Annotated in this window: 30 protein-coding genes; 29 read left to right on the top strand and 1 reads right to left on the bottom strand. The window is 33.9% G+C overall.

Annotated features, from left to right (window positions below; genetic code table 11):
- Window positions 1-37 precede the first annotated feature (37 nt).
- From QWY87_RS10755 to QWY87_RS10860, 22 genes are all read left to right on the top strand, one after another.
- Window positions 38-739: a hypothetical protein gene (locus QWY87_RS10755; protein WP_290291043.1), complete on the top strand. Its 702-nt coding sequence runs from the start codon at window positions 38-40 to the stop codon at window positions 737-739.
- Window positions 740-743: 4 nt separating this feature from the next.
- On the top strand, window positions 744-1,541 hold the full coding sequence (locus QWY87_RS10760; RefSeq protein WP_290291045.1) for a hypothetical protein: 798 nt from the start codon (window positions 744-746) through the stop codon (window positions 1,539-1,541).
- Between the two features lie 279 nt (window positions 1,542-1,820).
- Complete coding sequence (locus QWY87_RS10765) at window positions 1,821-2,282, top strand: mobile mystery protein A (protein ID WP_290291047.1); 462 nt, start codon at window positions 1,821-1,823, stop codon at window positions 2,280-2,282.
- Window positions 2,273-2,869 carry a mobile mystery protein B gene (locus tag QWY87_RS10770; RefSeq protein WP_290291048.1) on the top strand — a complete coding sequence of 199 codons (597 nt, stop codon included), beginning with the start codon at window positions 2,273-2,275 and terminating at the stop codon, window positions 2,867-2,869. The genes QWY87_RS10765 and QWY87_RS10770 overlap by 10 nt, the downstream gene beginning before the upstream one ends.
- Before the next feature lie 146 nt (window positions 2,870-3,015).
- Window positions 3,016-3,492, top strand: coding sequence for a DinB family protein (locus tag QWY87_RS10775; protein WP_290291049.1), 477 nt, complete (start codon window positions 3,016-3,018; stop codon window positions 3,490-3,492).
- Between the two features lie 152 nt (window positions 3,493-3,644).
- Window positions 3,645-4,352, top strand: coding sequence for a hypothetical protein (locus QWY87_RS10780; protein ID WP_290291051.1), 708 nt, complete (start codon window positions 3,645-3,647; stop codon window positions 4,350-4,352).
- Window positions 4,353-4,512: 160 nt separating this feature from the next.
- A complete protein-coding gene (locus QWY87_RS10785) occupies window positions 4,513-5,025 on the top strand; it encodes a hypothetical protein (protein WP_290291054.1) in 513 nt (170 codons plus the stop codon).
- A gap of 122 nt (window positions 5,026-5,147) precedes the next feature.
- A complete protein-coding gene (locus QWY87_RS10790; RefSeq protein ID WP_290291055.1) occupies window positions 5,148-5,957 on the top strand; it encodes a tetratricopeptide repeat protein in 810 nt (269 codons plus the stop codon).
- Window positions 5,958-6,268: 311 nt separating this feature from the next.
- Entirely contained in the window at window positions 6,269-7,000 is a 732-nt protein-coding gene (locus QWY87_RS10795; protein ID WP_290291056.1) for a DUF6090 family protein, read from the top strand.
- A 199-nt stretch (window positions 7,001-7,199) separates the two neighbouring features.
- On the top strand, window positions 7,200-8,018 hold the full coding sequence (locus tag QWY87_RS10800; RefSeq protein WP_290291058.1) for a formylglycine-generating enzyme family protein: 819 nt from the start codon (window positions 7,200-7,202) through the stop codon (window positions 8,016-8,018).
- A gap of 182 nt (window positions 8,019-8,200) precedes the next feature.
- A complete protein-coding gene (locus tag QWY87_RS10805; protein ID WP_290291059.1) occupies window positions 8,201-8,683 on the top strand; it encodes a GNAT family N-acetyltransferase in 483 nt (160 codons plus the stop codon).
- Window positions 8,684-8,809: 126 nt separating this feature from the next.
- On the top strand, window positions 8,810-10,051 hold the full coding sequence (locus QWY87_RS10810; RefSeq protein WP_290291061.1) for an alginate lyase family protein: 1,242 nt from the start codon (window positions 8,810-8,812) through the stop codon (window positions 10,049-10,051).
- 736 nt (window positions 10,052-10,787) lie between these two features.
- Window positions 10,788-11,165: a DUF2200 domain-containing protein gene (locus tag QWY87_RS10815; RefSeq protein ID WP_290291063.1), complete on the top strand. Its 378-nt coding sequence runs from the start codon at window positions 10,788-10,790 to the stop codon at window positions 11,163-11,165.
- A gap of 222 nt (window positions 11,166-11,387) precedes the next feature.
- The gene (locus QWY87_RS17900) at window positions 11,388-12,224 is read left to right on the top strand and encodes a hypothetical protein (RefSeq protein ID WP_290291065.1); all 837 of its coding nucleotides are present in this window, start codon (window positions 11,388-11,390) and stop codon (window positions 12,222-12,224) included.
- A gap of 223 nt (window positions 12,225-12,447) precedes the next feature.
- Complete coding sequence (locus QWY87_RS10825; protein WP_290291067.1) at window positions 12,448-12,912, top strand: GNAT family N-acetyltransferase; 465 nt, start codon at window positions 12,448-12,450, stop codon at window positions 12,910-12,912.
- Between the two features lie 54 nt (window positions 12,913-12,966).
- A complete protein-coding gene (locus tag QWY87_RS10830; RefSeq protein ID WP_290291068.1) occupies window positions 12,967-13,905 on the top strand; it encodes a TolB-like translocation protein in 939 nt (312 codons plus the stop codon).
- Window positions 13,906-14,005: 100 nt separating this feature from the next.
- Window positions 14,006-14,743 (top strand): DUF4369 domain-containing protein, encoded by a 738-nt coding sequence (locus QWY87_RS10835; protein WP_290291070.1) that lies wholly within the window; start codon window positions 14,006-14,008, stop codon window positions 14,741-14,743.
- Between the two features lie 175 nt (window positions 14,744-14,918).
- The gene (locus QWY87_RS10840; RefSeq protein WP_290291072.1) at window positions 14,919-15,695 is read left to right on the top strand and encodes a DUF1295 domain-containing protein; all 777 of its coding nucleotides are present in this window, start codon (window positions 14,919-14,921) and stop codon (window positions 15,693-15,695) included.
- 473 nt (window positions 15,696-16,168) lie between these two features.
- On the top strand, window positions 16,169-16,888 hold the full coding sequence (locus QWY87_RS10845) for a methyltransferase family protein (RefSeq protein ID WP_290291075.1): 720 nt from the start codon (window positions 16,169-16,171) through the stop codon (window positions 16,886-16,888).
- Window positions 16,889-17,032: 144 nt separating this feature from the next.
- On the top strand, window positions 17,033-17,842 hold the full coding sequence (locus QWY87_RS10850) for a class I SAM-dependent methyltransferase (protein ID WP_290291077.1): 810 nt from the start codon (window positions 17,033-17,035) through the stop codon (window positions 17,840-17,842).
- Window positions 17,843-18,017: 175 nt separating this feature from the next.
- Window positions 18,018-18,965: a phosphotransferase gene (locus QWY87_RS10855; protein WP_290291078.1), complete on the top strand. Its 948-nt coding sequence runs from the start codon at window positions 18,018-18,020 to the stop codon at window positions 18,963-18,965.
- 2 nt (window positions 18,966-18,967) lie between these two features.
- Window positions 18,968-19,795: a 3'(2'),5'-bisphosphate nucleotidase CysQ family protein gene (locus QWY87_RS10860; protein WP_290291080.1), complete on the top strand. Its 828-nt coding sequence runs from the start codon at window positions 18,968-18,970 to the stop codon at window positions 19,793-19,795.
- 360 nt (window positions 19,796-20,155) lie between these two features.
- Here the strand turns inward: QWY87_RS10860 and QWY87_RS10865 are convergent, their stop codons facing one another.
- Window positions 20,156-21,019 (bottom strand): sigma-70 family RNA polymerase sigma factor, encoded by an 864-nt coding sequence (locus QWY87_RS10865; RefSeq protein WP_290291081.1) that lies wholly within the window; start codon window positions 21,017-21,019, stop codon window positions 20,156-20,158.
- 594 nt (window positions 21,020-21,613) lie between these two features.
- Between QWY87_RS10865 and QWY87_RS10870 the strand changes: the two genes are divergently transcribed.
- The 7 genes from QWY87_RS10870 (at window position 21,614) to QWY87_RS10900 (ending at window position 26,284) form a co-directional block, all read left to right on the top strand.
- Window positions 21,614-22,213, top strand: a complete 600-nt coding sequence (locus QWY87_RS10870; protein WP_290291083.1) for an SOUL family heme-binding protein — start codon at window positions 21,614-21,616, stop codon at window positions 22,211-22,213.
- Window positions 22,214-22,367: 154 nt separating this feature from the next.
- Entirely contained in the window at window positions 22,368-22,847 is a 480-nt protein-coding gene (locus QWY87_RS10875) for a DUF2306 domain-containing protein (RefSeq protein WP_290291085.1), read from the top strand.
- Window positions 22,848-23,074: 227 nt separating this feature from the next.
- Complete coding sequence (locus tag QWY87_RS10880) at window positions 23,075-24,049, top strand: hypothetical protein (RefSeq protein WP_290291087.1); 975 nt, start codon at window positions 23,075-23,077, stop codon at window positions 24,047-24,049.
- A gap of 115 nt (window positions 24,050-24,164) precedes the next feature.
- Window positions 24,165-24,389: a hypothetical protein gene (locus tag QWY87_RS10885; RefSeq protein ID WP_290291089.1), complete on the top strand. Its 225-nt coding sequence runs from the start codon at window positions 24,165-24,167 to the stop codon at window positions 24,387-24,389.
- Between the two features lie 167 nt (window positions 24,390-24,556).
- Window positions 24,557-25,132, top strand: coding sequence for a YdeI/OmpD-associated family protein (locus QWY87_RS10890; RefSeq protein WP_290291091.1), 576 nt, complete (start codon window positions 24,557-24,559; stop codon window positions 25,130-25,132).
- A 42-nt stretch (window positions 25,133-25,174) separates the two neighbouring features.
- Window positions 25,175-25,330: a hypothetical protein gene (locus tag QWY87_RS10895; RefSeq protein WP_290291093.1), complete on the top strand. Its 156-nt coding sequence runs from the start codon at window positions 25,175-25,177 to the stop codon at window positions 25,328-25,330.
- A 174-nt stretch (window positions 25,331-25,504) separates the two neighbouring features.
- The gene (locus QWY87_RS10900; protein ID WP_290291094.1) at window positions 25,505-26,284 is read left to right on the top strand and encodes an alpha/beta fold hydrolase; all 780 of its coding nucleotides are present in this window, start codon (window positions 25,505-25,507) and stop codon (window positions 26,282-26,284) included.
- Window positions 26,285-26,383: the final 99 nt, after the last annotated feature.

The raw sequence follows: 26,383 nt of genomic DNA on the forward strand, positions 1-26,383 counted from the left end.
ATTTCGATAGCAAAAATATAAAAATAAATCAAGAATTATGTTAGCAGGTCACTTTACTACAGCATTAATTGCCAAACAAAAATTCCCTAAAGGAACTCTTTTGTATTTTTTAATGATATCGCAATTGCAAGATTTTTTGTGGTTTACCTTTCACTATTTAGGTCTTGAACCAACCAATCCGAGTGATGCCTTTGATGCTACTTTAAGCAATATGGTAGTTGATATGGTTTATAGTCACGATCTACTTCCACTTTTAATTTGGCTTATCGTAGCTTTTACCCTAGGAAAAATATTTTTCAAAAGCACACAAATAGGCTTAGTAAGTGTGGCTTTGGTGTCAATTCACTTTGTTTTGGATTTCTTTTCAGGACATATGCATCACGTATTTGGTGCAGAAACCATGGAGTTAGGTTTTGGTTTATATGCCTCTAATCCTTATTTAGCAATTGTTATTGAAGCCTTATTCAGCATTGTAGCACTTTGGTATTTCTTTAAAGAAGAAACTAAAAAGGGAATTAAACGTACCAAAAAGAATAAAATAAGCATTATGTCTGTATTTGCTTATGGCATTATTTTTATGCTACTCATTGCCACAAAATCTTTTAGAGAGTTATTTGGTATTCCAGAATTTGATGTAGGATTTAATACCAATATGCCTACGCTCATTTTTACATACGGAGCAATGCTGTATTGCTTGAATTATTTTGTGCCGAAGTTTACGCTTGATCAAAAACAATAAGGTAATGATTGAAGGAGTATTAAATTTTATTAAGGAATTAAAAATTCGGAATGAATACTTATTTTATTTTGGTTTGTTCTGCTTATCTCTTTCAATAATATTTATCGTTTTAACCAAACTTACAACTACCCAGGTTCACGGAGTAAACGCTTGGTTCAAGCCTTTCAAATTTGCAGTATCAATAGGCTTATTTTCTTGGACTATGGCTTGGTACTGCCATTATCTATCCGATTTTAATGTAACACCTTTTAATTGGACAGTAATTACATTGTTCGGTTTTGAACTTATATATATTATTTTTCAAGCATCAAAAGGACAATTGTCTCACTTCAATATTAGCACACCAACATATTCACTTCTATATTCGTTAATGGGGTTAGTAGCAACACTAGTTACACTATATACTGCTTATATTGGCTTGTTATTTTTCACACAGTCTTTTCCAAATTTACCTAGATATTACGTTTGGTCAATTCGTTTGGGAATCTTGATTTTTGTTATTTTTTCATTTGAAGGTGGTTTAATGGGTTCTCGGATGAATCATAGTGTTGGAGCTATCAATGATAATTCGAATTGGTGGATTGTAGGTTGGAGCAAAACTGTAGGTGATTTAAGAGTCTCGCACTTCATTGGAATGCACGCTTTACAACTTTTACCGTTGCTATCATTCTATGTTTTTAAAAACACAAAAATTACTATAATTATTTCAATTTTTTATGGACTTCTTGCAACATCAACATTAGTTCAGGCATTAAACGGAAAACCTATCATTACTCAAAACAAACTAAAAGAATCGGAATAAAAACTGTATACAATATATAAAAAAAATAGCGGTTTCGGTGCTTAATCGAAATCGCTTTTTTATATTTAACGTCAGTGTTTAATCCGAATGTTTCGTGTTTGAAAACCCGCTACTATTCTTATACCAACCGTTGGCTTAATTTGAAAAAAATCATCTTAAAGTAAACAGTTGTGTTTACTTATATTATTTTTTGTCAACACATATGTTTACTTTTATGTACATTTGTAAGCATATGGGTTTACATTATTTATGTTATATAAACTTAAAGATTTACAAAAAATGAGAAACAAGCGAAAACTTTTAATTGAACAACTGGACCAAAAGCTACAGCCATTCTCTGAAGCTAGAAAGGCCCTGGTCCCAGAACGCGGATGGATAAACACAATTCGAACAACACTAAATATGACAATGGCCCAACTTGGCGCCAAACTAAATATTACAAGACAAGGTGTAAAAAGAATTGAGGAAAGTGAAGCTAATGGTACGATAACACTCAATTCCTTACAAGATGTAGCCAAGGTAATGGATTTAAAATTGGTATATGCACTGGTCCCAAAAAATGGGACCATCAACGATTTGATACAATTAAAAGCAGAAAAGCTGGCCCAAAAAATAGTGTTGCGGACCAATCAAAATATGAAATTAGAGGACCAAGGAATTGGAGATGAAAAGATAAACAAAACCATAAAGGAACTTGCAGTTGAAATAAAGCGAGAAATGAGAAGGTCATTATGGGATTAGAATTCGATTATAAAGATGGACAAACACCATTAGACGAGGAAGAAAAGGAAGGCCTTAAAATAAAGTCAATTACTACTCAAGGAGAACTGGATGAATTTGAGCAATTAAACATTGAAAAGGCAGTCGAATGGACTATTCATACAAAATTGAAACCTGAAAATATTTTGACAGAGAAATTTATTAAAAACTTACATAAAAAAATGTATGGTGATGTATGGAAGTGGGCAGGTCAATTTAGAAGAACTGAAAAAAACATCGGAATTTTATGGACAAAAATTGGAATTGAGTTAAAGAATTTACTGGACGACACAAAGTATTGGATTGAAAACAAAACTTATTCATATGAAGAAATTGCTATAAGATTTAAACATCGAATAGTATCAATTCATTGTTTTCCCAATGGAAACGGAAGGCACTCAAGAATGATGGCAGATATTATTATGGAATCAATATTTGGAGGGGAAATATTTTCATGGCATCAATCAAATATGGTCAAAGCTAACCAAACAAGAAAGCAGTATATAGAAGCCTTAAAAGAAGCTGATAATGGAATTATTAAACCATTAATTGAATTTGCAAAAAACTAAAGCCAACAACGGGTATGACCAATAGCTTCAATTCTCCACATAACTAAAATCAAAGTAAGAACAAACAAATAAAATAAAATGAACATTTGGGGAGAGTTAAGCTCATATCCAATCCGTTGGTAGTAATTAAGAAAACCAGAACTAAAATGAATAAAACATACAGAAAAGGTGCTATTGGAGCTTTAACTGACGAATATGAAAAAGCTCTTGAGGAATTAAAAACTTTCCTCATCAAGATTCCTGATGCTGAATTCAAAAAAGCATATAATAAAGAAGTTGATACCGACTTTCAGTCAGTAAGGAATATAGTTTTGCATATGATTAATTCAGGATATGTTTATGCGAATCATATTAGAATTAGGTTTGGGAATAATTATGTTGTTCCGAAAATAGAAATTGATAAAACTGAACAAGGAATAGCTGAACTTGAAAAAATGTTTGAATATACAGTTGAAACTTTTGAAGACAAATGGCATTTGACATTTGACGAATTAATGAATACTATCATCAAAACTTCTTGGACGACCTACGATCTAGAAGCGATTATTGAACACGGAATAGTTCATATTTTGAGGCACAGGCTTCAAATTGAAAAAATGGTTGTCAAATACAAAATCTTATGATGAACAATGGAGAAATAACTACTGCCAACAACGGTTTTAACCAATAGCTTATTCATTCTCCGAAAAAAAAAGAAAGTAAGAACAAACAAATAAAATAAAATGAACATTTGGGGAGAGCTACTGCTCATGCACAAAACGTTGGGCAAAATTAAATGAGAATCTTAATAAACATATTTATAATTTTAACTTTTTCAGTTTTTTGGTCGTGTAAAGAAACATCTAATCATGAAAGAATAAAGGTGACTAGTTATAAAGACACTATTGATAAAGAATCATTTATAAAATCTAGCTATAAGTCCAGAGTTGTTTTGGATAGCGCTTTATCAAAACGAAATCTAGATTTTATTCAAATTAATGAATCGGATAAAACGGTTTCATTAATGAGTTTATGTGCTTGTGAGAAAAATATTATAAGCAATACATTAAAAATTCAAATAAGAACTTCATTCCCACCAAAAACTAAACTGAAAGAGTTAGGATTAAAAAATAGTCATCCACCTCCATTTATATCGGAAAAGGGATATGATATTCAGTATAGATTAATTACTTTTTCTGTCCAAGATTCAATTATTCAAAATGTTCAACTTTTTAAGTTGTCAACAGAGTATCAATTCCAAGGAAAAAATAAAGTACAAGTGGATCTAGATAAGTTTGTATTAAAACTTAATAAATTCAATTATAGCAGAGCAGATAAGATATTGGGGGAGTTTGAAATAATTGCTTCGTCAGGTTTTGTTATCGACGGAGAAAACTCGATTGTTAAGGGTACATTTCACTGTAATAATAACGGAATATATCATTTTAATGATTTAGATTTATTAATAGATCAAACACCTACTGAAGGTTTTATTATAAAATGAAGATTTATGTAGCTTTGCCCAACAACGGTTTTAACCAATAGCTTATTCATTCTCCGAAACGAAAATCAAACTAAGGATCAAACTGAATAAATAAAATCAACATTTAGGGAGATTTAAGCTCATAACCAATACGTTAGCAACAATTTAAAAACCAACCGAGATGAATAAAATAATACTCACATCAATTATCATATTTTTTGCCTGCAGTTCAGTTTTTGGACAATCTAACGATGAAAAATACGTGAAAGATGTTAAATCAATAGATGCAATAATAAATGCATATTACGATGTTGTTTCAGGCTCAAGTAGTGAACCATGGGAATTTGAAAGAGATAAATATATTCATTCAGAAAATGCTGTAATCACAAGACTGGACGAAAATGGAAAAGCTGAATCACATACTCTTGAAGCAGAATATATACCAATCGGATTATCACCAAAAGAGGATTTTTACGAAAAGGAACTTAAAAGAAAAGTCAGCAAATATGGAAATATAGCTCAAGTTTGGAGTGCTTTTGAAATCCGAACTAACCCAAAAACGGAATCTAATATTAGAGGACTGAATAGTATCCAACTACATAATGAAAATGGAAGATGGTTTATTGACAGTTGGACTTGTGAAATGGAATCTGATAAAAATACTATTGTGACTGACTTTTTAAATGAAGAATAAAAAACTTTTGCTAAGGTCTGTGCCAAGCCGTAAACTAACGCATATTAACCCGTAACTGACGGTTATACGAGACCGCCGTAGCCAATTCAAAGAAACGAATAATTAACATAAATAAGGTTGACATGCAGAAAGCATTCATTTTTCTAACAATTATTACAATTGGACTTTTAACCAGTTGCAATCAAGGTACAAAGAAGATTAATCAAAATGACCAAGAAAGCACAAAGACTGAAAATTCTATTCTTGGTAAATGGGTAAGGATTGGACACTCGGGACCAATAAGTTTTGATTTTAAAGAAAATGGAATAATTGAAGGCGATTTTGGAAACGACCGAACAATTGATATCATTTCAGAATATGAAATAAGAAATGATACGATCATTTTCCAAGATAAGGAAGGTAAAATGTGTCCAGAAAAAGGAATTTATAAAATTTATGAAAATAATTATTATATAGCTTTTGATTTAATAGATGATAATTGTAACGGAAGAATTAAAACAACATTGGGATTTTGGACAAAACCAAATTTCAAGGAATTACTGGGTGAACTTGATAAAAAATTATCTAATAATCCAAATGCAAATTTGCACCTAAATCGAGCAAGATTATATATGGCAATTGGCGAGCCAAAAAAGGCAAGGCCAGATTTTGATAATTATATAAAGAGTGATTCAACTAATGCACGAGTTTATATAAACAGAGCAGGGACAAGATTTCCAAATGATATGAAAGGAGTTGTGTTTGATTGCAATAAAGCTATCGAATTAGATTCAAATCAAAAGAATGCATATTTCATGCGCGGATTAGCTTTATATGAACTGGGAGAGAAAGAACAGGCTTGTGAGAGTTTTAGTAAAGCCATTGAATTGGGATTTTCAATATTGAAAATTGCGGAACAGGAAAAATGTGCTGAATATTGGAATAATGAGTAATAGAAAAAGAATGTAAAGGCTATAACAGTGTATATAAAAAATTGCCAAAACAGTTCGAAAATAGAGCATTGTAATCCAATTTAGATTTATAGTAAATTGGAAAATCAGTGCTTCAAAGTCGGCAACTTTTCATATGCTCACTGTTGTGCTTCATTATAACCAACCACTAACTAATGATAAAATTCTTTAGAGGACGGAGTGTGAAGAAAACGTCTAGTAGACATTTTTAACGAACGAGCCAGCCTGCAGCGCTGGAATTAAAGGTGAAAAAGATGATTAAATTATTTAGACAAATTAGACAAAACCTTCTGATGGAAAACAAAACTGGAAAGTCTGCCTTGCCGGCAGGCAGGTATTTCAAATATGCACTTGGAGAAATTGTCTTGGTGGTCATTGGAATTTTAATAGCGTTGCAGATTAACAATTGGAATGAGGAAAGAAAAGGAAAACATATGGCCAAACAATACGCCAAAGACTTGGTTCGAGACTTAATTCAAGATACACTAGCGTTAAACCAGTTAATCAAATTTCAGAATGAAACATCTAATGGTTTAGACACCTTAATTACTTTTAAAAATAAAGATTTATATCAATCTAGTATTAATGACTCTCTGCACGTTCTATTCAGGAAGTATTGTATGAATATTGGAACATTTAAAAATAATGAAAACACCTTAAGTCAATTGAAAAGTGCGGGTGAACTAGTTTTATTTAATGAAGCTGTGAAAGACAGCATTATATCCTTTGAAATGTCTATTTCAGAATTAATCAAACAAGGTGAATTCTATAGAAGTGCTTATAAAAGCAATAGAACTATTTCGAAGAAAATATTGGATTATTCTGTATTTTTAGATTCTACATATTTTAAAAAAGGAAATTATACAGGTAAAATGTTACCAAAGGGTTACTATACAGATAACACAACTCGAGAATTATTTAATGAATTAGCTATACTAAAAGCGATATCTGCAAACTATTTAAATAATTATTTAAAACTGCATTTGAATAAGACAGAAAACTTAATTCAATTATTAACTATATAATATAAATTGGAAGTAAATTGAATGCTATCTATTTTAACAAATAACGAAAGCCAACAACGTATATAAAAAATAGTGGTTTAAGTGCATAAACAACAAGGAATTAATAAAATAGAGGTCATTGTAAAACCGAAAAATTAGTGTGTAAAAATCCGCTACTCCTCATATCCACACCGTTGGCGTTAATTTAAACGAACTCAAAATGATTAAAAAACTAAAATTCATATTAATTGGATTTTTCGTATTTATTTCCTGTAAACAAAAACAAGAAACTACAGAAATCGATTGGGTTTTTGTAAAAGGCGGAACATTTGAACAAGGCAAAAATCAAATTTTAATCAGTCCAAAAGGAGATTCTATAAAGGGTTTTACAAGTCCTCATCGATTTATAGAAATTAGTGACTTCTACATTAGCAAATATGAAATCACAGTTGAACAATTTAAAGAGTTTAGCAAGAGCACAGGAAAAAAAATGCCAGAACCACCAATCGAAAATGCTTATGGAAAGAAAGTATACTATAAGTGGGAAAGTGAAAAACCTATGCTCGCAACCTGGGACGAAGCGAATGAATTTGCTAAATGGGCAGGAGGAAGATTACCAACCGAAGCGGAATGGGAATATGCGGCAAAAGGAGGCCAAAAGAGCAAAGGATTTAAATATAGTGGAAGTAACAATCCAATTGAGATTGGTTGGGTTAGAGAAAATTCTGATAGCACTTTTCACAAAGTAGGACTTCTCAAACCTAATGAACTTGGCATTTATGATATGACAGGAAATGTTGGAGAATGGGTTTTTGATTGGTACAATCCTGAAAAAGATAGTTTAGTCAGTAAAGTCAATCCACGAGGACCACCGGATGGTAACGGCAAGATTTCAAAGGGTGTAAGTTGGTTTTATGACACACAAGGAGCTGACGGAAAACCTTTAGAATATGGAATTCATATGCCAGAAGTAAGGTATCAATCACCGATAAACACACGAAATGATGGATTCGGATTTAGAATTGCAAAAGATAAATAAAAAACGATGGCCAACAACGGCTATAACCTGCCTGCCCGCAGTTTCGGTTTGTATTTGCTAATTTAGTTGTTGAAACACACAACAAAACAGATACCATAAGTAGTAGCCAAAAAATAGACATCATGAAAAAAACACTAATCATTCTGACATCAATCTTCTCAATTGGATTGTAACATATAATTATGACTCAAAGCAAACCTTTTATCCCGACTGATTTTAAAGTGCCTGACACATTGCAAAATGAACACTTTAGAATTAGAATGCTCTCCGTTAACGATGTTGTAAAAGATTACGATGCTGTAATGTCTAGTGTTCAGCATTTAAAGGCAATGTATCCGACATCTAATTGGCCTTCAAAGGATTTTACCTTCGAACAGAATTTAATTGATTTGGGATGGCATCAAAAGGAATTTCAAATGAGAAGTTCATTTGCCTATACTGTTGTTAGTATAGATGAAAACCAAGTTCTTGGTTGTCTATATATTAATCCAACAACTAAAGGAGATTATGATGCAAGTATCACCATGTGGGTAAGGGCAAGTGAAGTAGGCAATCGACTTGATTCGATCTTATTTGAATCTGTTAAAAAATGGATTTCGGAAGATTGGCCATTTCAAAAAGTTGCCTATCCTGGAAGGGAGATAAGTTGGGAACAATGGAAATAAATGAAATAATTACTGTTTACAACAAAGTGTATAGTGCATACCAATTGGGATACGCATCATACACAAAACGTTAGCCACAATTAACCTAAATTTTCAACTCAAAATTTGTTTTTAAAATTTCACATCATGAATACACTTCTTAAGCTACGTTTCCATTATCTTTCTCTGTCATTCTCATTGTTGCTAGGTACGTCATTAGTTTTCGCCCAGGACAGTGAAGCCAATGCCACGCCATCCTTGCTGCTTGGTCAAGGCGATCAACTTCCGCGAGTAAAAGTAGGACTTGCAACAGGCAATCCACATTTAGTTACAGCCTTGAAAGAAATTGTAAAAGACGCCGATGCCGCGCTTGAGCAACCTGTCGCCAACGTAGTTGACGAGGGAGCCCTTCCGCCAAGCGGTGACCCACACGACTATTACAGTTATAGCCCTTATTGGTGGCCGAATCCTGAGAACCCAGATGGCCCTTACATTTGGCGCGACGGAGAAGTAAATCCTGATCGTAATACTTCCGACATCGTGAGGATTAAAGCTATGGTTGATAGAGTCACGTCGCTGGTACCTGCTTGGTATTTTACCGGCGACGAGCGCTATGCGGAAAGTGCTGTTGAGCAAATTCGCGCTTGGTTCCTCGATCCTGCAACGAATATGAATCCTAATGTGCAGTTCGGCCAGAAACGCCGTGGTCACAATTATAATAGCCCATCGGGAGTCTTAGAGGCATGGCGTATGCGCTGGGTGATCGATTGTGCGATTCTACTGGAATCCTTTCCAGGGTGGACAGAAGAAGACGCAAACGCATTGCGCAGTTGGTTTAGCCAATTCGCAACTTGGATGGTGGAAAGCCCTACAGGTATCGAAGAGTCCATGCAACCGAACAACCATGGTTCTTGGTATAATGCCCAACTCATTCTTTACGCACTCTATGGCGAAAATTTCGACCTAGCGCGCAAACAACTTGACGGCATGCCTGCACGTATATTTTCACAAGTCTTCATTGATGGACGGCAACCGCAGGAGCTCATCCGCACTCGGTCGCTAAGCTACAGCATTTACAATGCCCGGGCTCTAATTACTGTGGCCCGTCTTGGTCGGCATCTCGACTACGACCTCTTTGCTTATCGCAGTTTAGAAGGCCGGAGCATAAGACTCGCTGTAGACTATATGACGCCATTTATTCTCGGTGAGAAAGAATGGCCTATTATGCAACTTCGGACCCACAGTAATGGAAGCGCTGCACAGCTATATTGGAATGCGGCAAAAGGTTTTCAGGATCCCGAATACGCTAAGCTGCTGCGCAAACTGCCAGAATCGCCTCTTCCATCTTCTATTGTGCAATTACTCGATCCACTTCCGGAAGGCTGGTAAACCCTGCTTGATCTAAAAATCTTGGCCGAGTCCATTTTCGGGTAAGTACAGATGACGAAATGCCATGACAATAAAAAGTGAATTGGGATAATGAGGTTGACGAGCCAGCAGATAAATTGGTACATAAATTTAGTAGGAAAATCACAATGACTAACATCTTATATATCCTACCTGCAGGCAGGTTAATTGCTGCGGAATTCCCTCGCGGAAATTCACTTGAATTAATTAACTTCGTTGTTCGTCGAAAAATATAACCGATTTATGGCAACGAACCATACACAAATCGTTAGCAAAAAGCTAAAACAACAAATGAAGAATATAATACTGATTCTATTTTTTTACATTATTATCTATAGTTGGATTTAGTCAAAATGATAATAATTCTGATATCAAAGATGCAATTCCTGCTGGTTCAGATTTAAAGGGAGAATCTGATTTTGAAACTCACAGTGAAAATAGTAGGAGATTTATCCCCAAAACCTTTGAGTTTTAGAGTGAAAGATAGTTTGGATACCAAACAAAAAATTGACTTTATTTCAATTGATACAGGTAATGTTAGTCATGGAATGAAAATTTCAGATTGAAATGGAGTTAATTTGCCAACAACGGGTATAAGCAATAGCTTCTATTCATAACAAAACGGAAATCAAAGTAAGAATAAACAATAAAACATAATCAATAGTCTGGATGAGTTAAGCTCATACCTCCTCTGTTGGCACCATTTAAATCAATCAATATGAAAGTTACAGCCGAAAAAAATGAAAAGGTTGCCAATATGATATTTGCATCCATTTATCCACTTTACCTCAATAGATTAGAGAAAAATGGAAGAACAAAAGAAGAACTCAATCAAGTAATTAAATGGTTTACTGGTTTTGATCAGGATGCTTTACAAGCACTTATTGATGAAAAAGCAACCTTTAGAACATTTTTTCAAAAAGCCAAAATAAATCCAAACGCACATATGATTAAAGGAGTGGTTTGTGGTTATCGAATTGAAGAAATAGAGGATGAGTTTGAATTGTATAAACAATGTAGACAAATGGAAAAGCTGATTGATGAATTGGCCAGAGGTCGTAAAATGGAGAAAATTTTAAGGGAAGAAAAGAGATAAAACTGTTGTCAACAAAGTATCATTAATAGCGGTTTAATCGACAAAACGAAAATATAAGCATAAAACATAGGTCAGTGCTAATCTGAAGCTTAGTGAGTATAAAACCACGACTATTGATTCACGAGACCGTCGTGTATAATTAGAATCCAGTAGGAATAACCAATGAAACTATCAAAAGTTAACTATCTTAAAGCGAGGGACTTCATTTTGACAAATGCAAGAATGATTGAAAGGCGTTTATTTGAATTTCATTTTGTAAACGGAAATATGAATGGTGTTTTTCACGCCGTTTATGCTTACCGAAATCCTGATGGTGGATTTGGGCATGGAATGGAACCAGATACTGCATCACCAGAGAGTCAACCCCTCTTTAGCATTATGGCACTTGAAACGTTAGATGAAGTTGGTTATCTGACCAAAGAAATTATTCTAAATGACTTTATGCCCTATTTTGAAAGCATAACAACAGAAAATGGTGGAATTCCGTGGATGTTTAAACCCACAAGCACCTATCCCTGTGAAGCGCATTTTAAAACAGTTAAAGAATGGAGTGCTTTAAGCACGACTGCACCACTACTTGGAATTTTGGAAAAATATGAGATTGATATTCCTTGGATGAAAAAAGCGGAACAGTTTGTTTGGGGTGAATTTGAGAGAATAAAGGATAAACACGTTTTTTGCTATTTATGTGTACCAAGATGGTTAACTTTTTTGAAGTACACTAAGAGTCAAGAGAAAGCAATAAAAACAATAAATGACTTAAAAAACTGGATATCGAATAACGGAATAATTTGTGAAGATAAATCTGATGACGGTTGGGGTCTTTATGGAAAACCACATAGTTTAAATTATGCCACATCTTCCGAAAGCATTCTATATTCGTTATTCACCAAAGAGACAATCCAATCTGACTTAAATGAACTAATCAATAGACAAAAAGAAGATGGACAATGGGATACTTGGTATGGCATTAGTGAAGGAACAAAATTAGAGTGGGCTGGTATTCAAACACTATGGGCGTTAAAGACCTTGAAAAATTATGATAAAATTGAAAAATAAATAAAAACAACACAAGACACCGTGTAAAAAAAATGTTGGTAAAAGCTAATTTACGAAAGCCATGCAGACTTTCTATCTGTGATTTGCTTTCTAATTTCAGCGCTTAAAACACGTAGCTTTCCTTACAGAGAACGTTGGCAGAAATGAAAAAGAAAATTTAAATCAATCCACAACTAATCATATCCAAACCATTGTAGCCAATTTAACCAGTCAAAACTGAAAAGTGGAATTTATAAAACTGAAAGAACTATCAAAAACTAATAAACAAGAAGTTCTTAATCTTTGGAATAACGAATACCCTGAAAAATTGAATTATAATACTCTTGAGGATTTTGAAAATTATCTTGAAAACTTGACTGAGCAATCTCATATTTTAATGATTAATGAAACTGAAGAAATTAAAGGTTGGTATTTTGACTTTATACGAGAGGGTGAAAAATGGTTTGCAATAGTTATAGATTCCAAACTTCAAGGAAAAGGACATGGTACAAAAATTCTTAAAATTGCAAAAGAAAAAGAGATTGATTTAAGTGGTTGGGTAATTGACCATAACAGCGATAGAAGGAGAAATGGAGAAATTTACATATCGCCTATTGATTTTTATTTAAAAAACGGATTTAAAAGGTTAGATAAAAACAGACTAGAACTTGAAAAAATATCTGCGGTACGGATAAAATGGAGGAAATAAAAAACTGGTTACAACATTGGTTATACGTTACCAAACATTATAAAAACTTAAACAATGAGAAATAACAGCTTTCTATTTTTAATTCTTGTATTCGCACTATTTTTTAATGCCTGCAATACTAACAAACAGAAATCAAAAGAAAGTGGTTTGCCAACTACAAAAAACGCATATTTTGGACAAAAGCCTCCAAGTTTAATTCCTGAAATTTTTGCTCCTGGTATTATTTCATTAAACGGAAGATATGAACATGCTATTTCGTTTTCTCCTGATTTAGATGAAGTTTATTTTTCAGCTAGTAAAAAGGACGAAGACCCAAGCATCTATTTTTCAAAACTAGAAGGCAAAAAATGGATAAATCTTAAAAAAGCAAATTTCACAAAAGGCAAAAAAGTTGGAGAAATGCATCCGTTTGTGAATCCTAATGGTGATAAAATTTATTTTACAGCCCATGACGCATTTACATTGCCTCACCATAAAGAATCAGTTAAAACTTGGTATGTAAATCGTCTTGAGAATTCCTGGAGTAAGGCAATTCAACTTGATTCCCCCGTAAATGAAGATTTTACTTTTTATCCTAATCAAGCAAAAAACGGTGATCTTTTTTATACCAATGTGTCAAAACGAAAAATGTATTATGCACCTAATGTAAATGGCAAATTCCCTCAAGTACAAGAAGTTGGAATTGAATATGGTTATCACGGTTTTATCTCTCCATCTCAAGATTATTTAGTAGTGAATGCACGAAACAAAGAAAATGATCAAAGAAAAAGCGATATTTATGTCTATTTTAAAGGAAATGATGGAACATGGACAGAACCAATTAACCTTGGAAATACAGTCAATTCTAATTTTGCTGAAACATGCCCTAGTATTACTCCAGATGGCAAATATTTATTTTTTAGTAGATATAACGAAGAAGGCGGATTATCAAACTTTTATTGGGTGAGTACAGAAGTTATTAATAAGGTAAGGCCAGCTAATTTTAAGAAGTAAAAATAAATTCGGCTAAGTGCTGAACCGAAAAGTAAGAGTATTTCAATCCCTTACTATTCGTATATTAAACGCTTTACACAATTAAATCAAAATCCAAAATATGAATAAAAATTCTCTTCTATTAATTATCGGTTTAGCAGTCTTAGTTTCGTGTAACAAGATTGAATCTCCCGAATTCTATATAATAAATGGAGAAATTAAAAATTTTGACGGTGAAATATATTTGATCCCAGCCATTGATACACTATACTATTCAAATAATTTCAGAGAAGATACTGCTATGGTAGTGGATGGAAAATTCAAATTTAGATTGAGTACAAAATTTACAACACCTTTACCATTTCGCATAAGAACTGACAACTCAATAACTAATCAGTTTATCATGGAATCAAAAGACCAATTGATAAAAATTGACGAAATGAGCCCAATTATAAAACCAAATATATTTTGTGAGAATTCGACAGTACATAGCGAAGATGTTAATCTGGCAGAAAGGAGGCAACCTTCAAGAGAAGAATTATTCATTGCAATGGGCAGTCTTAATAACTCGAAATTTTCAAATGATTCAATTCAAAAACTTTCCGATACCGCCCAAGAAAAATTCAAAAGGAAGACATTATTGATTATAAAAGATTTCTCAAAGGAGTATCCCAAATCATATGTTTCATTCTGGTATCTTGCCATGAGTCAAATGCGCTATGGGTATGATATAGCAATTGAAAACGCCTATGAAAATCTGTCACCAGAGATAAAGAATTCAGATGTTGCAAAATTATTTGAACAAAAAATATTAATGTCAAAGATATCACAAACTGGAAGTCCGTTTCCCGTCAATTGAGACAAGATGAAAATTTATAGATAAACTCTTTACAATAACAGGTATAAGTACTAGCTTTAATTCGTAATAAAACGAAGATCAAAGTTAAAATAAACAATAAAACATAATCAATATTGGGGATAAATACTGCTCATAATCATCACGTTGTGCTTTATAATAAAAAAACCGTTAACCAATGATAACTCTATTTTTTCAAGCAACCTTAATCATTTTAGCTCTTGTAACGCTGTTATGGATATGGAGTGTTTTTATAAAAAATGTAAGTATTGTAGATATTTTTTGGGGCTTCGGGTTTGTGGTTGTTAATGCATTTTACGTATTTATGTCAGGAGAACTAAATGCTAGGAAAATATTGATTCTAACTTTGGTTAGTATTTGGGGACTTAGGCTTTTAATTTATCTGGCATATAGAAATATTGGCAAAGGAGAGGATTTCAGATATCAGGAATTCCGAAGAAATTATGGTCCTAAACGTTATTGGTGGTTTAGTTTTTTTCAAGTTTTTTTATTACAAGGAGCCTTGATTATGATTGTTTCTTTACCCCTTTTGGGTATTAGTGCAAGTGCTAGTAATGGAACCCTTAATGTACTGGATTATGTAGGAATTTTAGTGTGGCTAATTGGATTTACTTTTGAAGCTGGTGGCGATTTTCAATTGGCCCGTTTTAAAAGTAATTTTAAAAATAAAGGAAAAGTATTAAATACAGGGTTTTGGAAATACACCAGGCATCCAAATTATTTTGGAGACTCCGCAGTTTGGTGGGCATATGCCATTTTTAGTATAGCAGCGGGAAGTTATTGGCAAATAATAGGTTCTATTATAATGACGTTATTGATTATTAAAATATCAGGTGTGAGCTTACTTGAAACAACTTTAAAAGAGACAAAACCTCAATACAGAGATTACATTGAAAAAACAAATTCCTTTTTTCCATGGTTTCCCAAAAAATAAATGACAATGGATTTTATTACTAAAAATATTTGGTTTATACTTTTTGTGGCTTGGGGATTACCACTAAGTTATTACAGAAGTAAATTTCGCAAAATTGTCTATCAAACAGATAGTTGGTTAATAAACATTAAACCTGTTTTTTGGAAAGAAATTAAGGGCCTTTTTGGCAATATTTATCCCGACAATCTCAAATATAAAAAGTTTAGAAACTTCTATTTGTTCTATCTGACTATTTATTTTTTGTTGTTTATAGCTTATCTGATTTTTGATACAAATTTCAATGAATAATGAGAGCGTAACAGTGGGTATGACAAATAGCTTAATTTCTTAACACAACGAAAATAACAGTAAGAACAAACAAATAAAATAGAATCAACTGCTGGGGAGGATACTGCTCATAACCAATACGTTAGGTTCAATATTGTTTCTAAAAGTTCTCAGAAAGAAATACAATTTTAAAAGAAGGAAAAAATATGGTACCGAAGAATGTTGATCAACATGGGTATGAAAAAGCAGGGGCACGTTTTTGGATAAGACTAATTTTTATGTATTTACTGATGCCAGTGGTTCTTCTAACAATGGGGTGGGACTTAGGTTGGTGGCAGGGATGGTTGTATTCAGTATTGTTTGTAGGAATAGGAATAGGGTCACGGGTTTTAGCCGAAAAAAGGCACCCGGGATTAATGGTAGAACGGAGCAAATTTGGAAAAGATCAAAACGCAAAGCCTTGGGATAAGGTACTTGCTCCCTTAATGGCATTTAGCTTATCCTTTCCATTATTTATTGTGGCCGGACTCGATCACCACTTTGGATGGTCACCCGAATTTCCGATATGGCTCAACATACTTGGCTTCATACTGATCATACCTGGATTTGCTTTTGCTTCATGGGCAATAATAGAGAACCGCTTCTTTTCATCTGTGACGCGTATTCAGAAGGAGCGCGGGCATGTGGTATGTGACAGCGGCCCTTATAGGATTGTAAGACATCCTGGCTATGCCGGAAACATTCCGCCACTGGCGGGAGTCGTTTTAGCCTTAGGATCTGTATGGACAATTATTCCAGCGATAATAGCATTGATCATTGCCGTGATAAGGACCACGCTGGAGGATAAAACTTTACAAGAAGAATTACCAGGTTATCGGGATTATGCACGTCGTGTGCGTTATCGGTTGATTCCAGGTATTTTCTGAGGAACATAATTCTGCGATGCAATTTGGCGGTGGTTGTTATATTCCATTGATGGAAATAACACAGCGCCTAATAATAAATCAACGATCATGGAGGAGCTGCTGCTCATATCCAAATCGTTGATAAGAAGCAAAAAAAATGGTTAAATGAAAGACAATAAGCATATAAAAAGAGACGGAGAAACAGCCACAAAAATATTTGATAATAGAAGTTTAAAAGTTGATTATAGAACTCTTGAACCGATTTTGAAAGAAGGAATCTCTGTTTTAGATGTTGGTTGCGGAACTGGTTCTATTTCTAAAGACATTGCTAACATTGTTGGTAAATTGGGAAAAGTTACAGGAATAGATAATACAGCAAAGTTTATAGAAAGTGGAAATGAAACATATAAAAACATCCAAAATTTAAATCTTTTACATTCTGACTTATTTGACTTTCAATCTAGCGAGAAATTTGACCTAATTACTTCGGCAAGAACTTTACAATGGTTAAATAATCCGAAAGAAGCTTTATTAAAAATGAAATCATTGTTAAAACCAAATGGTAGAATTTCAATTTTAGATTATAATCACAATAATTTAGAATGGAATCCAGAACCTCCAAAAAGTATGAAAGAGTTTTATAAAACTTTTTTGAAATGGAGAAGTGATGCTGGAATGAATAATGGAATTGCAGATGATTTACCTGACCTTATGAAAGAAATTGGAATGGTTGAAATTGAAAAGATAAATTCAGACGAACATTACGAAAAACATAGAGCTGATTTTAACTCAAAAGTTGGGATTTGGTCTAAAGTTGCTGGTTCTATTCAAATGGTTGAAGAAGAATATTTAGACAACGATTTGAGATTAAAAGCTATTGAGGAATATAATGACTGGGTTGAAAACAAAGCTATTTCAATGACAATGAAGCTGAATGAAGTAAGAGGTAAAATGCCAGTTACCAAGACCGTTTAGACTTATCGTTAGCTCTTATTATATACATCAAAGTTCCTGACCGCCTAAATCACGCTATTAGCTTCCTTGGGAGAATTACAAAATTTTCTTCCTTCGTGAGAACCATGAACTGAGTAGCTTCGCATGAAAACATAAATGTTAAACATGCTCTAGCATTTTGTTATATTTGAGGCCTATGAATGAATATTTTAAATCGATCATTCTGCAGTGTACGGGAGCTTCTTCTTTATTTGAAAAAGAGACCATCCAGGAATTGTGGAGTGGGTATGGGAAAATCATGCGAATCGGATTGGAGAATGCCTCAGTCGAAAGTGTAGTTATAAAGCACGTTCAGATCCCCATATATAAAAATCACCCCCGCGGATGGAACACTGATATCGGTCATCAACGAAAAGTTAAGTCATACAAAGTAGAAACTACATGGTATGACAGATACAGTAAAAGCAGCACTGCCCGTTTGCCGCAATGTTTAACCATTGAGACCAAAGATGATGAGGTGCTGATGGTGATGGAGGATTTGGATGAAGCTGGCTATCCTTTACGTAAGAGTGTTGTCACATGGGAAGAAATAGCTGCGTGTTTGGCATGGTTGGCACAATTTCACGCAAGTTACCTGGGAAAAATACCAGATGGGCTTTGGGAAGTAGGAACTTATTGGCATTTGGAGACCAGACCTCAGGAATTAGCAGTATTGGATGATCAGAGGTTGAAAGAGGCAGCTCCTATCATCGATGAAAAACTAAACACATGTGAATACAAAACCTTTGTTCACGGCGATGCGAAACTGGCAAACTTCTGTTTTGCCAAAGATGGACAGGTTGCAGCCTTAGATTTTCAGTATGTAGGTGGCGGGTGTGGAATGAAAGATGTAGCGTATTTTATAGGAAGTTGTCTGAATGAAAATGACTGTGAACGTTTGGAAGCACAAATCCTGGATACCTATTTTGAGCATTTGCAAAGTGAAATGAACGAAAGAAATGAAGCGCTGGAAACTGAATGGCGCTCTTTATATAGAGTAGCCTGGGCAGACTTTCATCGCTTTTTAAAAGGGTGGAGTCCCGGTCACTGGAAGATAAATAGTTATAGTGAACGTATAACAAAAGAAGTGATCAATAATCTATAGAAATGAACCTATCACAACTTAACAATATAGCAATCAAGGCAGCTCTTGCCGCAGGAAAAGTTATTCAGAAGTATATGAATGATGACGTTAAAGTAGAGCAAAAGGAGGGAGGGGCAAGTTATGCCTCACAAGTTGTAACTGCAGTAGACATAGAATGCGAAAAAGTAATTCTTTCTCATCTACTTCCTACCTGCGACGCGTTTGATATAGCAATTTTATCGGAAGAGACCGAAGATGATGGGAGTCGATTCGAAGAAGATTTTTTTTGGTGCATTGACCCGATGGACGGAACCCTTGCTTTTATCAATAAACAACCTGGTTTTTCTGTATCAATTGCTTTAGTCGCAAAAGACGGGACACCGCACATTGGAGTAGTGTTTGATCCCAGCACGGATACCTTGTACCATGCTATCAAAGGAAATGGCGCCTTTAAGAATGGTAGTCCTTGGAAAATTAAGCATTCAAATGACCATTTGAGCTATGTGACAGATCGAAAGCTGAAGGATACACCTCGTGCAGCCGAAATAGAAAGCTTGCTACATGAAAATGTAAAGAAGTTGGGTTTGAATGGGCTGACAGAAATTGCTGGAGCAGGTTCAGTTTTGAATGGCATCCTTGTACTGGAAAATGGCCCTGCATGTATGTTAAAGTTTCCAAAAAAAGAAAACGGTGGAGGGTGCCTATGGGACTTTGCTGCTACGGCGTGTATGTATCAGGAATTGGACTTACTCGCAACGAATTTTGAAGGAGGACGATTAGACTTGAACAGAAAGGATGGCACTTTCATGAATCAAGAAGGTGTCTTTTATGCTAATTTAATTAATAGATAAAAGGAGGTATTCACTATTATCCTTTTCTAAATGACGCTTCATGGTCAGAAAAAGCCAGTCACGCCGGATAAACGTGAGCTTTAATCAAAATTAGTTTAATCATGAAAAGACTGAAAAGGATAATATTCAGATTTATAATAATTTCATTTGCATTTGGCTAATTTGTGTTGCGATTGTTTCTACAACAGGTTTTGAAATACAAGACAATCCAATGGAACATTTCTTTTCTCAGCACAAACAAATTCATTCCCTTCGATGGGATAAGACAATTCCTATAGGTATTGTATATGAAGATATAAAGGGAATCAAAAACCCAATAAATATCAATTATAGATTTAAAGGAAATATATATTTATCTGTCTAACCAAGATATGTTCTCAATATCTTGCTTCTTGAAGTGTGTTTCAACCTTCTGATTGCCTTTTCCTTAATTTGTCTTACTCTTTCACGGGTAAGATCAAAGGTTTCACCAATTTCCTCAAGCGTCATTGGGAGTGCATCTCCTAAGCCAAAGTAAAGTTTTAAAACATCCGCTTCTCTAGGGGTCAAAGTTTCCAGAGCCCTTAAGATCTCTATTTTTAATGATTCATGCAACAAACTCTTATCAGGATTTGGTGACTCTCCTGAGTTTAAAACGTCATAAAGATTAGAGTTCTCTCCTTCAATTAGCGGAGCATCCATTGATACATGGCGACCTGAAATTTTCATAGATCCCTTTACATCACTAACAGTCATATCCAAATCCAATGCGATTTCTTCTGCAGAAGGAGGTCTTTCATTTTCTTGTTCTAATCGTGCGAAGGCCTTATTGATCTTATTGATCGATCCAATCTTATTCAAGGGTAATCTTACAATCCTCGACTGCTCAGCCAAAGCCTGCAGAATAGATTGTCTAATCCACCAAACAGCGTAAGAGATAAACTTAAAACCCCTTGTTTCGTCAAACCTTTTGGCTGCCTTTATCAATCCCAAATTACCTTCATTGATAAGGTCAGGTAGCGTTAATCCTTGATTTTGATATTGTTTCGAAACAGAAACTACGAACCTTAAATTCGCTTTAGTCAATTTCTCTAAGGCGACCTGATCTCCTTGTTTTATTTTTTGTGCCAATTCAACTTCCATCTCGGCTGTAATCAAATCAACCTTACCAATCTCTTGCAAATACTTGTCTAATGAAGCAGTTTCACGATTCGTAACCTGCTTAGTTATTTTTAGTTGTCTCATTAAAAAATTGAAATTTTAGTTAAATAGTGAAGGCGTGTCAATACTTATACGTGAAAGGAGGCCTAAATGTTACAATTTTACACAAGTATTTTAATAAATTATTCCAAACAGTAACTTAAAGTTAACAAGACCAATGGCTACACTTGGATATGAACCAGCAGAAAATTTAAGATATAATCATAGAGGTAGCAATATGATGTTTCATTCATTTGCCGGAATATCGCCAGAGAATGAGTTAGGTATAGTATTTATGATGAATTCACATAATGATTATGCGATAACTCAAACAATCAATTTGTTGTTAAAAAATTATTCAAAAAAGTAATAATGATAACTTAGAAAATAAATTACGGTTGCTAACAATGCATATGAAAAATTGCTTAATTCAGTAAAATGGAATGTTTCTAAAACAAAAATCATTAATTTTAAACATCAGAAAATTGCATTTTCAAACCTGCAACTTTTGATATTCTAAGCCTTTGTACTTTATTATGACAAACCGCTAACCAATGATCGAGGACCAAACGGACAGCAATGCCTTGTGCACCTTTGATATTGATGGACCAGATAGGACGAAGGCAATTTAAAACAAAAATGAAGATATTATTAATCTTACTTGGGGTAATACTAATAGCTTTTGTGGTTATACAGTTATTTGCTTTTAATAGCCAAAGGAATATTGAAACTTACCCTTATACAGTGATTAAAAAATATGACACATTTGAAATAAGAAGTTATGAAGCTACTTTATTTACCTCCGTCAAACTGGCAACTAAAGGATTTAAGAATTCTTCAGGTAAAGGGTTCTCTATTTTAGCAGGGTATATTTTTGGGGGTAATGAAAGGAATGAAAAAATAGCCATGACCTCTCCAGTAACTATGTCATTAGAAGATTCTATGACTATGATGTTTATGGTTCCAAAGGAATTAAAAAAAGAAATGCTTCCTAAACCTGATCAATCACTTATAGAATTTAAGGAAGAGCCTGCAAAAACTGTTGCTGCAATAAATTTTAACGGTTGGGCTAATGATAAAAAAATAGAAAAGTTTAAACTAGAATTAAAATCAGCTTTAGATGCTGAGGGTATAACTTATTCTGATCGATTTTACTTTTTGGGTTATAATGCGCCTTATGAAGTTTTTAATCGAAAAAATGAAATTATAGTTGAATTGCAAAGAGATACTCTTGACTAATTTAGTTCTCACCTGCACAACTAACCTAAACGAACACGTTGGTGTCAATTTGAACAATTCATCTGATAAATTCAACAGTTCAGTAACTTAACATTTCGAAAACAAAATTATAATCCGATTTTTGGTTTTTTATTTGAATTAAAAAATCTTAATAATGCATGATTTTGTCAATACCCAACTTGGCTGGTTTCACTTTATTACAGCTATGCTTTCAATACTTGCTGGAACCTATATTTTATGTAAGCCAAAAGGAACAAAACTGCACAAACAAGTTGGGTACTTATATGTTTTATCAATGTTCTTGGTGTGTGGTTCAGCTTTAGGAGTTTACAATATTACTGGTGATTTTGGGGTATTTCATGTTTTGGCCATTGCTGGATTAGTAACGCTGATTATTGGTTTGTTACCGCTATTCTTAAAAAGAATTAATAGAAAACATAGAGTGCTTCATATGTGGTTTATGTATTATTCTGTTTTAGGACTTTATGCGGCATTTGTTTCTGAATTGAGTTTAAGGATACCAGAAAAACCATCTTATAGCGCAGTGGGAATAGCTACAGCTATCGTTTTTATTGTTGGTTCTATTTTTATTTTTTGGAAAGAGAATATTTGGAGAAAATATTTTAAAGAATAAAAAACTCTTACCAATAATGTCTATAGTCTATTATATTTGATTTTCCTTTCGGAAAACTCACGTTGCTGAACAGTGGGTTTCTTTCTTTTTATTAACTTGCTACGAAACGCTACGAAACCATGCACAATACCTTGGTAAGCAGAATTAACTTATGTCTCAAAAACAGCATCACACTTACTAGGTCAATTTGACATTGTTCAGGTAAGAAAACCAGGGCTTCATCAACTATGAAACAATATATAGTAATACTCAGTTTTGTGTTAATTCTATCTACACTATCAACAGCATTTTCTGTTAGAAATGATTATTCCGCATATCATTCTGAAGTGTATCAGGCTGAAGAACTCATTGTGCAAGAGTCATTTGTCGAAGCCCTGAATATTTATCGCAGGCTTTTTGAGAATTACAACTTTATTTTTGTTCGAGATTATAAAGTTGCTACGCAAATTGCCTGGCACCTGAACCTTGAGGATGAAGCCTATCAATACCTTAGGTTGGGAATTGCCGGTGGTTGGGAAATGAAATCCATTAAAGGAAACAAGTTCCTTAAAGAGCTGCTTCAGCAAAATGAATGGACTGTCATTAAAAGTCAATATGATTCTCTTCGAAATGTTTTTAATCAGAACATCAATCAGGAGATTAGGGCTGAAGTACGTGAAATGAGCCTCCGTGATCAAAGAAAAGCACTGGGATCCGTATTTCGTATAGGATCAAAATCCCAGGATCAATTTGGTGAAAATAAGTTTGCTCCACTAAATGAAAAGCATCTGTCAAGATTAATGGAAATTATCGAGAATGAAGGTTTCCCTGGGGAAAAACTAGTTGGTTATGAGCCATGGGGGCAGGGTATTCTGAGCCGACATAATTCAATTTCTCAAGCCTACTGTAAATCAGATACTTTGTATCCATTTCTGAGGCCAATCCTCCTGTCTTCCATTAATAAGGGTAACTTGTCTCCAGCAAGTTTTGCCTGGATAGACGATTGGTTTATTACGGTTGAAAGTGGATGGTCTACAGGGTCTTATGGTTATGTCAAGCAGTTAAAGAAAAATGAAGTCTCAAAGTCAAATGAGATTAGAGAACAAATTGGATTGAGAAAAGTCGAAACCCGGAATCAATTAATTGATTTGCAAAGCGAGACTCAAATGGATTTCTATTTACCAGTTCGCCCCGCAGAAAACGGAAAAATATTGGCAAATTAATTTAACATGCTTCCATAAGGATAAAACTATTGATGTCAACAATATAAACGGCATTGAAACGTCAGTTTATACTTACCGTTGGTTACAATTAAGAACAATACTAAAAGTTTAATAAATGGAAAAAATTTGGGTATTATTAATAGCATTTTTAATTTTCTTAGCATTCGTTTTTCTTTTTTGGATGCTGACTAGTGGTGATGTCAAAAAAGAATATGGAATAAAAATGTGGAAACATTGGCCAGCGAGATTATCATATTGGCAAGGCGCAGTATTCTATAGTGTTGGATTTACAATAATAACAATGTTTCTCTTAAAATGGGGAGGGATATTATTGTTTTAACAACTAAAAAACTGTTGCGAACAATGCTTATAAGTAATGGCTAAGAAAGCACATACCATATATTTTGTGCTTTTATTGTATTTTTGAACTTACCAAAAAAGTGATATTATTTTATTGCACTACTCATTCACAATCCGCAAGCCATTCGAAAAAGTCAAAGTTAGCGTATGAAAGATGTTGAAGACTATTGTCCTCATGATAAAAAAGATTGGAGAAAATGGCTCAAATTGAACCATAAAAAAACAGATGCAGTTTGGCTCATTTTTTATAAGAAAAAATCTCCGAACCATAACCTAGATTGGAGTGAATCAGTTGATGAAGCCCTTTGTTTTGGTTGGATTGATAGCACCAAAAGGGCAATAGACAGTGAGAAATACAAACAGTATTTTAGCAAACGAAAAGCAAAAAGTAATTGGTCTAAGATAAATAAGGATAAAGTGAAAACCTTAATTGACCAAGGGCTCATGGAAGAAGAAGGCTTCAAAAGCATTGAAATTGCAAAAGAAAATGGTTCTTGGATAATTTTGGATGGAGTTGAATCACTTATAATTCCAGAAGATTTAAAAGAAGAATTTGCAAATCATAAGGGCTCAATTGAATACTTTGATACCCTAAGTAAATCCGTTAAAAAGGGTTTATTGTACTGGGTGGTTTCTGCTAAAAGAATTGATACAAGAAAAAAGAGAATTTTAGAAATCGTAGAAAATGCAAGTGAAAATTTGAAACCAAAACAATTTAGATAGAATAAAAACGACACTACCTATTACTTTGATAAATATCTTGATATGGCTTATCAACGTGATGATTTAAAAATTGAATTTAAGGGAGTACTTGGTTTTGATTCAACAATGATAAATAAACCTGCTCCTAATGATATTCCAATTCCTGATTTTCAAGCACGAAATATGAGAACTTTTGATATAAAGCCAATTGACGATTAAAACTGACAGTATACAATAGTGGACATAATTCAAAAGGGTTTCAGAGGTTTTTAGTATATTCATTCGCATAAATTTTGGATAATAATTTGATAGGCTTGAAGCCCGAAATCCGTTATGAAATCATACATTTAACGTTGTACCTTTGAAAAACTAAAACAAATAAATACATTTAATATGAAACCAATCAAAACCCTTTTACTCTTTCTCATGACTATTTGTTTTTGTTCGTCTAACATTTATGCACAGGAGAAGACTGACAAACCTATTTTTGTTTTGGTACATGGCACCTTTCAATGGGGAGGACAGTGGAATTTACTCAAATCTGACCTTGTTTCTAAAGGTTATACAGTATATAACCCCACGCTGACTGGTCTAGGTGAAAAGAATCATTTATTATCAAAAGAGACAGGCATATCTACCCACATAAATGACATTGTGAATTTAATAGAATGGAATAATTTAGATCATATCATTTTGGTGGCTCACTCATATGGTGGGCCAGTAATTTCGGGCGTTGTTGACAAAATTGGAAATAAGATAAAACATCAGGTATATATTGATTGCGCACCAGCTGACCATGGAGAAAATACATTAGATGTTTTTGGACCTGAGGTTGCGCGTATCTCAATGGAATCTGCAAAAGAAAATGGAGATGGATGGCTTATAACAGCAGATGCATTGAGAGAACCCATCGCAACAATGTCGAAACATCCGTTAAAATCATATTTGGAACGAGTAGAAATTGTGAATGACGTTAAAACAGACGGTACTATTATCCTTGCCACTGAAGCGATGTCAATTTTTGGATATATGAGAACAACAAGCGCACCAGCGAAGGCCAAAGCAAGGAATTGGGACATAATCACAATTGAAGGGCCGCATACACTTCAAGAACAAGATCCTTCAATGTCGGAAATTTCAAAAATTTTAGTTGGTATTTACAAATCCATTTGAGCATAAAGGCTTCCTACTTAATTAAATTGAGAAGTTAAAAAGTAAAAACGGAACAGAACGATAGCCATAAGTAATTACTTTTTCTGGTCTACGCTGCAA

The organism is Lutimonas halocynthiae (assembly GCF_030409835.1).
GTDB classification, from domain to species: domain Bacteria; phylum Bacteroidota; class Bacteroidia; order Flavobacteriales; family Flavobacteriaceae; genus Lutimonas; species Lutimonas halocynthiae.

Bases quoted from the DNA above. Each gene is read 5' to 3' on its own strand.
- QWY87_RS10850 (WP_290291077.1), top strand. From the start codon at position 17,033: ATGAAAGACAATAAGCATATAAAAAGAGACGGAGAAACAGCCACAAAA.
- QWY87_RS10810 (WP_290291061.1), top strand. From the start codon at position 8,810: ATGAATACACTTCTTAAGCTACGTTTCCATTATCTTTCTCTGTCATTC.
- QWY87_RS10845 (WP_290291075.1), top strand. From the start codon at position 16,169: ATGGTACCGAAGAATGTTGATCAACATGGGTATGAAAAAGCAGGGGCA.
- QWY87_RS10835 (WP_290291070.1), top strand. From the start codon at position 14,006: ATGAATAAAAATTCTCTTCTATTAATTATCGGTTTAGCAGTCTTAGTT.
- QWY87_RS10805 (WP_290291059.1), top strand. From the start codon at position 8,201: ATGACTCAAAGCAAACCTTTTATCCCGACTGATTTTAAAGTGCCTGAC.
- QWY87_RS10760 (WP_290291045.1), top strand. From the start codon at position 744: ATGATTGAAGGAGTATTAAATTTTATTAAGGAATTAAAAATTCGGAAT.
- QWY87_RS10840 (WP_290291072.1), top strand. From the start codon at position 14,919: ATGATAACTCTATTTTTTCAAGCAACCTTAATCATTTTAGCTCTTGTA.
- QWY87_RS10755 (WP_290291043.1), top strand. From the start codon at position 38: ATGTTAGCAGGTCACTTTACTACAGCATTAATTGCCAAACAAAAATTC.
- QWY87_RS10855 (WP_290291078.1), top strand. From the start codon at position 18,018: ATGAATGAATATTTTAAATCGATCATTCTGCAGTGTACGGGAGCTTCT.
- QWY87_RS10815 (WP_290291063.1), top strand. From the start codon at position 10,788: ATGAAAGTTACAGCCGAAAAAAATGAAAAGGTTGCCAATATGATATTT.
- QWY87_RS10865 (WP_290291081.1), bottom strand. From the start codon at position 21,019: ATGAGACAACTAAAAATAACTAAGCAGGTTACGAATCGTGAAACTGCT.
- QWY87_RS10780 (WP_290291051.1), top strand. From the start codon at position 3,645: ATGAGAATCTTAATAAACATATTTATAATTTTAACTTTTTCAGTTTTT.
- QWY87_RS10790 (WP_290291055.1), top strand. From the start codon at position 5,148: ATGCAGAAAGCATTCATTTTTCTAACAATTATTACAATTGGACTTTTA.
- QWY87_RS10880 (WP_290291087.1), top strand. From the start codon at position 23,075: ATGAAACAATATATAGTAATACTCAGTTTTGTGTTAATTCTATCTACA.
- QWY87_RS10765 (WP_290291047.1), top strand. From the start codon at position 1,821: ATGAGAAACAAGCGAAAACTTTTAATTGAACAACTGGACCAAAAGCTA.
- QWY87_RS10775 (WP_290291049.1), top strand. From the start codon at position 3,016: ATGAATAAAACATACAGAAAAGGTGCTATTGGAGCTTTAACTGACGAA.
- QWY87_RS10900 (WP_290291094.1), top strand. From the start codon at position 25,505: ATGAAACCAATCAAAACCCTTTTACTCTTTCTCATGACTATTTGTTTT.
- QWY87_RS17900 (WP_290291065.1), top strand. From the start codon at position 11,388: ATGATTGAAAGGCGTTTATTTGAATTTCATTTTGTAAACGGAAATATG.
- QWY87_RS10795 (WP_290291056.1), top strand. From the start codon at position 6,269: ATGGAAAACAAAACTGGAAAGTCTGCCTTGCCGGCAGGCAGGTATTTC.
- QWY87_RS10860 (WP_290291080.1), top strand. From the start codon at position 18,968: ATGAACCTATCACAACTTAACAATATAGCAATCAAGGCAGCTCTTGCC.
- QWY87_RS10895 (WP_290291093.1), top strand. From the start codon at position 25,175: ATGGCTTATCAACGTGATGATTTAAAAATTGAATTTAAGGGAGTACTT.
- QWY87_RS10870 (WP_290291083.1), top strand. From the start codon at position 21,614: ATGAAGATATTATTAATCTTACTTGGGGTAATACTAATAGCTTTTGTG.
- QWY87_RS10890 (WP_290291091.1), top strand. From the start codon at position 24,557: ATGAAAGATGTTGAAGACTATTGTCCTCATGATAAAAAAGATTGGAGA.
- QWY87_RS10885 (WP_290291089.1), top strand. From the start codon at position 24,165: ATGGAAAAAATTTGGGTATTATTAATAGCATTTTTAATTTTCTTAGCA.
- QWY87_RS10875 (WP_290291085.1), top strand. From the start codon at position 22,368: ATGCATGATTTTGTCAATACCCAACTTGGCTGGTTTCACTTTATTACA.
- QWY87_RS10800 (WP_290291058.1), top strand. From the start codon at position 7,200: ATGATTAAAAAACTAAAATTCATATTAATTGGATTTTTCGTATTTATT.
- QWY87_RS10830 (WP_290291068.1), top strand. From the start codon at position 12,967: ATGAGAAATAACAGCTTTCTATTTTTAATTCTTGTATTCGCACTATTT.
- QWY87_RS10785 (WP_290291054.1), top strand. From the start codon at position 4,513: ATGAATAAAATAATACTCACATCAATTATCATATTTTTTGCCTGCAGT.
- QWY87_RS10770 (WP_290291048.1), top strand. From the start codon at position 2,273: ATGGGATTAGAATTCGATTATAAAGATGGACAAACACCATTAGACGAG.